Raw genomic sequence first — 6,771 nt, forward strand, 5'->3', positions numbered from 1 at the left:
CGGGGTGGGGTGGGGTGGAAAGGCGAAGGGCGCCCCCGGTGACGGGGGCGCCCTTCGTGGTGTTCGGTGGGTTACAGGCCGAGTTCGGCCTCGAAGTTGCCGGCCTCGAGCCGCTCCTTGACCGCGGTCAGGAAGCGGGCCGCGTCGGCACCGTCGATGATGCGGTGGTCGTACGACATGGCCAGGTAGACCATCGAGCGGACCGCGATGACCTCGCCCAGTTCGGGGTCGTTGACCACGACCGGGCGCTTGACCACGGCACCGGTGCCGAGCATCGCCGACTGCGGCGACGGCACGATCGGGGTGTCGAACAGCGCGCCCCGGCTGCCGGTGTTGGTCAGCGTGAAGGTCGCACCGGCGATCTCGTCCGGGCTGATCTTGTTGGTACGGGTGCGCTCGGCCAGGTCGGCGACGCGCTTGGCGATGCCGCCGAGGTTGAGGTCACCGGCGTTGTGGATGACCGGCACCAGCAGGCCCCGCTCGGTGTCCACCGCGATGCCGAGGTTCTCGGCGTCCGGGTAGGTGATCGTGCCGGCGTCGAGGTCCATCCGAGCCTGCACGATCGGGTACGTCTGGAGCGCCTCGATGGCCGCCAGGGCGAAGAACGGCAGGAACGACAGCTTGACGCCGTGCCGCTGGAGGAACGAGTCCTTGGCGCGGGCCCGCAGCTTGGCGACCTTGGTGACGTCCACCTCGACGACCGTGGTCAGCTGCGCGGTCTCCTGAAGCGACTGGTGCATCCGCTTGGCGATGGCGGCGCGGATGCGCGGCAGCTTCTCGGTGGTGCCACGCTTGGCGCTCGGCTGCGGCTTGGCAGCCGGCTGTGCCTGCGCGGCCGGCTGCGCTGCGGCAGGGGCGGGCGCGGCCTTGGCGGCGCGGGCCTTCTCCGCCGCGTCCAGCACGTCCTGCTTGCGGATCCGGCCACCGACGCCGGTGCCGTTGACCGAGGCCAGGTCGACGCCGTGCTCACTGGCCAGCTTGCGCACCAGCGGGGTCACGTAACCGGCCGCCTCGCCGTTGGCGCTGGGTGCGGCAGCGGGCTGCGCGGTCGGGGCCGGGGGAACGGCCGCCTGCTCGGTCTTGGTCGGCTCCGGCGAGGTCTCCGCCTCCGCGGCCGGCTCGTTGTACGACGAGCCGGGCGTCGGCTCGGAGACCTGCGGTTCCGGCTTGGCCTCGGCCTGCGGTTCCGGCTTCGGCTCGGGCTTGGCCTCCGCCTGCGGCTTCGGCTCGGGCTTGGCCTCGGCCGGGGCGGCACCTGCGGCACCGATGACGGCCAGCGTGGCGCCGACCTCGGCGGTCTCGTCCTCGGCGACCTTGATCTCCAGGACGGTGCCGGCCACCGGCGAGGGGATCTCCGTGTCGACCTTGTCGGTGGAGACCTCCAGCAGCGGCTCGTCCACCTCGACGGTCTCGCCGACCTGCTTGAGCCAGCGGGTGACCGTACCCTCGGTGACGCTCTCACCCAGCGCGGGCAGCTTCACCGGGGTGCCCTCGCCCGACGGCGCGGCGGCCGGGGCCGGCTGCTCGGCCGGCTCCTGGACGGCCGACTGCTCCGCCTCGGCCTGCGGCTGCGCGGCCGCCTCGGCGGCCTGCTCGGCGGGCGGTGCCTCCTGGTGCTCGGCGGGGGCCTGCCGCTCGGAGGGCCCGCCGGCCGACTCGCCTTCGCCGGAGATGACCGCCAGCTCGCTGCCGACCTCTGCCGTCTCGTCCTCGCCCACCACGATGCGGGTCAGCACGCCGGCCGCCGGGGACGGGATCTCGGTGTCGACCTTGTCCGTGGACACCTCGAGCAGGGGCTCGTCGACCTCGACGGTGTCACCCTCCTGCTTGAGCCAGCGCGTGACGGTGCCCTCGGTGACGCTCTCGCCGAGCCGGGGCATGGTGACCGATACCGGCATGTTCTCCAGACTCCTTCATTTCCCTGGTGGGGGGATCATCGCCCGTCGCCGGACGCCTCGGGTACGTCGTGGGTCAGGCGTGCGCGTGCAACGGCTTGCCGGCGAGGGCCAGGTGTGCCTCGCCCAGGGCCTCGTTCTGCGTCGGGTGAGCATGCACCAGCTGCGCGACCTCGCCCGGGTACGCCTCCCAGTTGTAGATCAGCTGCGCCTCGCCGATCAGCTCGCCGACCCGGGCGCCGACCATGTGGACGCCGACCACCGGGCCGTCCTCGACGCGAACCAGCTTGACGAAACCGGTCGTCTTGAGGATCTGGCTCTTGCCGTTGCCGCCGAGGTTGTAGTTGTACGTCTTGATCTTGTCGGCGCCGTACTGCTCCTTGGCCTTCGCCTCGGTCAGGCCGACCGACGCCAGCTCCGGGTCGCAGTAGGTGACGCGCGGGATGCCCGCCTCGTCGATCACCGCCGGGTTCTGTCCGGCGATCTGCTCGGCGACGAAGATGCCCTGCTGGAAGCCGCGGTGGGCGAGCTGCAGGCCGGGCACGATGTCGCCGACGGCGTAGACGTTCGGCACGTTGGTGCGCAGCCGCTCGTCGGTCAGCACGTAGCCGCGGTCCATCTTGACGCCCTGCTCCTCGTACCCGAGGTTGGCGGTGTTCGGGCCTCGGCCGACGGCGACGAGCAGCAGCTCGGCCTCGACGGTCTCGCCGCCGGCGATTGTCACCTTGACGCCGCTGTCGGTCTTCTCGACCTTCTCGAACGGCTTGCCGACCTTGAAGTTGATCTTCCGCTTGCGGAACGCCCGCTCCAGCGCCTTCGACGACTCCTCGTCCTCCGCGGCGACCAGGCGGGGCAGTGCCTCGATGATGGTGACGTCCACCCCGAAGGACTTCCACACGCTGGCGAACTCGACGCCGATCACACCGCCGCCGAGCACGATCGCGGAACTGGGCACCCGGTCCAGGACCAGGGCGTGGTCGCTGGTGATCACCCGCTCGCCGTCGACCTCCAGGCCCGGCAGGCTCTTGGCGTACGACCCGGAGGCCAGCACGATGTTGCGACCGGTGTAGCGCTTGCCGTCGACCTCGACCGCGTTCGGCGCGACCAGCTTGCCGGCGCCGGCCACGAAGGTGATCGCCTTGTTGCCGGTGACCAGACCCTGCAGGCCCTTGTAGAGCCGGGAGACCACGCCGTCCTTGTACGAGTTGACCGCAGCCATGTCGATGCCGACAAGCTCGGCCTTCACGCCGAACTGCTCGGACTCACGGGTCTGGTCGGCGATCTCGGCGGCGTGCAGCAGCGCCTTCGTGGGGATGCAGCCGTTGTGCAGGCAGGTGCCGCCGAGCTTGCCCTTCTCCACGAGTGCGACGGACAGCCCAAGTTGAGCGGCGCGCAGCGCGGTCGCGTAGCCGCCGCTACCACCTCCGAGGATGACGATGTCGAAGGTTGCGTCGTTCGGCTCGCTCACGTTCAACTCCCAGGTCGCTTCGCTGCATCGGGGGTCACGGCGGGGTAACAGGGATACACCCCACCTCGGCCATCTTGTCACCACCGGGTCGAGAGCGCGTACCGAGGTGCCCAATGACACGTTGTCGCCACGTACCCTTGGCACTGCCTTCGATGACGCGACAGGTGGGGAGACGGCTCAGTGGGACTGTTCCGGCGACGCAAGCGGGCACGCGCGGCCGAACCTGACCGTACGGCCAATCGCGCCGATCTGGAGCACCTTGAGAATTTTGTCCGCACCCGAAAGGGTGTCGAGGCGTACATCGAGCCGCGTACCACGGTCACCGAGACCACGGTGATCCTGATCGCCGACGACGGCGAGTGGACGCGGCGGCGCATCAACGGGCCGGACGGGGCGCGGCGCTTCGCCTACCGGCTGAGCATTCCGATCTACGACGTGGCGCTGATGGGCTATCCGCAGCGCATGCGCGACTACAACGAGCGCCGCAAGCGCCGCCCGGAGCTGTACTGAGCTGTACTGAGCGACGTGTTAAGAAGGGCCCCCTGCTATACGCGAGGCGTTAACAGGGGGCCCTTCCTTACCCGTCAGCCGTTGGCGGCGACGTCCTCGATCAGGTGCAGCAGGGTGCGTACCGGTACGCCGGTGCCGCCCTTGGTCAGGTAGCCGGTCGCCTCACCCGAGTGGTAGGCCGGGCCGGCGACGTCGATGTGCGCCCAGGCGACGTCGTCGGTGACGAACTCGCTCAGGAACACGCCGCCCTGCAACATGTGCCCGGCCCGCTCCATGCCCGCGTTGACCTGCGAGATGTCGGCCACGTCGGAGTTCATGCCCTTGCGTACGTCGTCCGGCAGCGGCATCGGCCAGGCCGGTTCGCCGACCGCGTCGCCGACGGTGCGGACCCGCTCGCACAGCTCGGGCGTACCCATCACCCCGGAGATCCGCTTGCCCAGCGAGACCACCTGCCCGCCGGTCAGGGTGGAGGTCTCGAAGAGGTAGTCGGTGCCGTCGGCGCAGGCGCGGGCCATCGCGTCACCGAGGATCATCCGGCCCTCGGCGTCGGTGTTGAGCACCTCCACCTTCTTGCCGTTGAACATGGTGATCACGTCACCCGGCCGGTACGAGCTGCCCGACGGCATGTTCTCCGCGATCGGCACGTACGCGGTCACCGCCACCGGCGGCTTCAGGTCGGCCACCGCCAGCATGGTCGCGGCCACCGCCGCCGCCCCGGCCATGTCGGACTTCATCTCCCACATGCCCTGCGACGGCTTGATCGAGATGCCGCCGGTGTCGAAGGTGATGCCCTTGCCGACCAGCGCCACCCGCTTGCCGGTGCCGCCCTCGGCGGGGGTGTACGTCAGCTTGACCAGCCGCGGCGGGGCCTCCGAGCCCTGCCCGACGGCGATGATGCCGCCGTAACCGCCTTCGCGCAGCGCGACCTCGTCGAGCACCTCCACCCCGAGGCCCGCGGCCCGGGCGGCCTCGGCGACGGCCTCGGCGAAGACCGGCGGACGCTGCTCGTTCGGGGCGACGTTGACCCAGTCCCGGGTCAGCCGTACGGCGGAGGTCACCGCCACGGCCCGGCTCACCTCGTTACGGGCACCGGCGTCGGCGGCGTCCGGCACGGCGATCAGCACCTCGGCCACCGGGTCGCGCCGGGTCGGCTGCGGCCGGGTCTTGTAACCGGCGAACCGGTACCCGCCGAGCAGCGCACCCTCGGCGACGGCCCGCAGCGCGGTGCACGCGTCGGCGTCGTCGGGCAGCGGCAGCGTCAGCGCCACCCGGGCCGAGCCGGCCAGCGACCGTACCGCTGCCCCGGCGCCCCGACGCAGGGTTTCCGGGGCGGGCGCCGCACCGCTGGGCTCCGGCCCGAGGCCGACCGCGGCGATCACCGGGGCGGTGATCGTGCCCAGGGTCGCCAACTTGATCACCTCGCCCGCGCCGCCGGTCGCGCCGAGCAGCGCCAGCGTCTCGGTCAACCTGCCGTCGAAGGCGGCGGCGATGCTCTCCGCGCCGCTGGCGAGCAGCAGGCTGCCGCCGTGGCCGCTGGTGGCATCCTCGCCGGTCGTACTGTGCACACCGATCACGATCGCGTCGACGGCGAGTTCGGCGGGGTCGGTGTCGACCAGGCTCAGAGTGGTGCTGGGCGATGTCACGGAAGCTGCTCCCGGGCAGGCCGGGCCGGTCGCATGGTGGCGTACCGGCGATGGAGTTGGCGACGGGTGGTCACCCGCCGGGCGTTGATGCTGCCCCGCCGAATCCCGGGGGGTCCCGCCGATGCTAACCAGACCGCCGGGTCCCGGTAAGTTGCGACCCATGACCGACGTGAGCATCGACGCCGCCGAGACCCGGCTGCGGCGTACCCCGCTGGCCGAGCGGCACACCGCCCTCGGCGCAAAATTCGCCCCCTTCGGTGGCTGGGAGATGCCGCTGGAGTACGCCGGTGGCGGGGTGCTGCGGGAGCACACGGCGGTCCGCACCGACGTCGGTGTGTTCGACGTCTCGCATCTGGGCAAGGTGCGGGTGACCGGGCCGGGGGCGGCGGAGTTCGTCAACGCCTGCCTCAGCAACGACCTGGGCCGCATCGAGCCGGGCCGGGCGCAGTACACCCTCTGCTGCGACGAGGCCACCGGCGGCGTGGTGGACGACATCATCGCCTACCTCTACGCCGACGACCACGTCTTCCTCATCCCGAACGCCGCGAACACCGCCGAGGTGGTGCGCCGGCTGCGCGCCGCCGCCCCGCCGCAGGTCACGGTCACCGACGAGCACGAGGCGTACGCGGTCCTGGCCGTGCAGGGGCCGCGCTCGGCGGATCTGCTGGACGCGCTGGGCCTGCCCACCGGACACGAGTACATGAGCTTCTCGCCAGCCACCCTCGACGGCGTCGAGTTGACCGTGTGTCGGACCGGCTACACCGGTGAGCGCGGCTACGAACTTGTGGTACCGGCCGCCGACGCGGTAACGGTCTGGGACGCGCTGTTCGCCGCCGAACCGACGCCGCAGGCGTGCGGGCTGGCCGCCCGGGACACGCTGCGCACCGAGATGGGGTACCCGCTGCACGGGCAGGACCTGTCGTTGGAGATCAGCCCGGTGCAGGCCCGTACGGGCTGGGCGGTGGGCTGGGACAAGCCGGCCTTCTGGGGCCGCGACGCGCTGCTCGCGGAGAAGGCTGCCGGCCCGACGCGTACGCTGCGCGGCCTGACCATCGCCGGTCGGGGCATCCCCCGCCCCGGCATGGCCGTCTTCCACGGCGACACCCAGGTCGGCACCGTCACCAGCGGCACCTTCAGCCCCACCAACAAGCAGGGCATCGCGCTGGCCCTCATCGACACCGCCCCCGCCCTGCCCGACGGCGCCGAACTCCAGATCGACATCCGAGGCCGCCACACCCCCGCCCACCTCACCCGC

General features: G+C 71.4%; 5 protein-coding genes. 2 read left to right on the forward strand and 3 right to left on the reverse strand.

Annotated features, from left to right (window positions below; genetic code table 11):
• Positions 1-71: 71 nt before the first annotated feature.
• Together sucB and lpdA are read right to left on the reverse strand one after the other, a co-directional pair.
• Positions 72-1,898, reverse strand: a complete 1,827-nt coding sequence (gene sucB, locus C1A38_RS29935; protein ID WP_102661038.1) for a 2-oxoglutarate dehydrogenase, E2 component, dihydrolipoamide succinyltransferase — start codon at positions 1,896-1,898, stop codon at positions 72-74.
• Positions 1,899-1,971: 73 nt separating this feature from the next.
• Entirely contained in the window at positions 1,972-3,363 is a 1,392-nt protein-coding gene (gene lpdA, locus C1A38_RS29940) for a dihydrolipoyl dehydrogenase (RefSeq protein ID WP_102661039.1), read from the reverse strand.
• Between the two features lie 180 nt (positions 3,364-3,543).
• Between lpdA and C1A38_RS29945 the strand changes: the two genes are divergently transcribed.
• Positions 3,544-3,873: a hypothetical protein gene (locus C1A38_RS29945; protein ID WP_013735200.1), complete on the forward strand. Its 330-nt coding sequence runs from the start codon at positions 3,544-3,546 to the stop codon at positions 3,871-3,873.
• A gap of 74 nt (positions 3,874-3,947) precedes the next feature.
• Here C1A38_RS29945 and C1A38_RS29950 read toward each other — a convergent pair whose 3' ends face one another.
• Entirely contained in the window at positions 3,948-5,516 is a 1,569-nt protein-coding gene (locus C1A38_RS29950; protein WP_102661040.1) for a leucyl aminopeptidase, read from the reverse strand.
• Positions 5,517-5,676: 160 nt separating this feature from the next.
• Between C1A38_RS29950 and gcvT the strand changes: the two genes are divergently transcribed.
• A partial coding sequence (gene gcvT / locus C1A38_RS29955; protein ID WP_102661041.1) for a glycine cleavage system aminomethyltransferase GcvT occupies positions 5,677-6,771 on the forward strand: 1,095 nt, incomplete at its 3' end.

This window comes from Verrucosispora sp. ts21 (assembly GCF_002879555.1).
GTDB lineage: Bacteria > Actinomycetota > Actinomycetes > Mycobacteriales > Micromonosporaceae > Micromonospora > Micromonospora gifhornensis.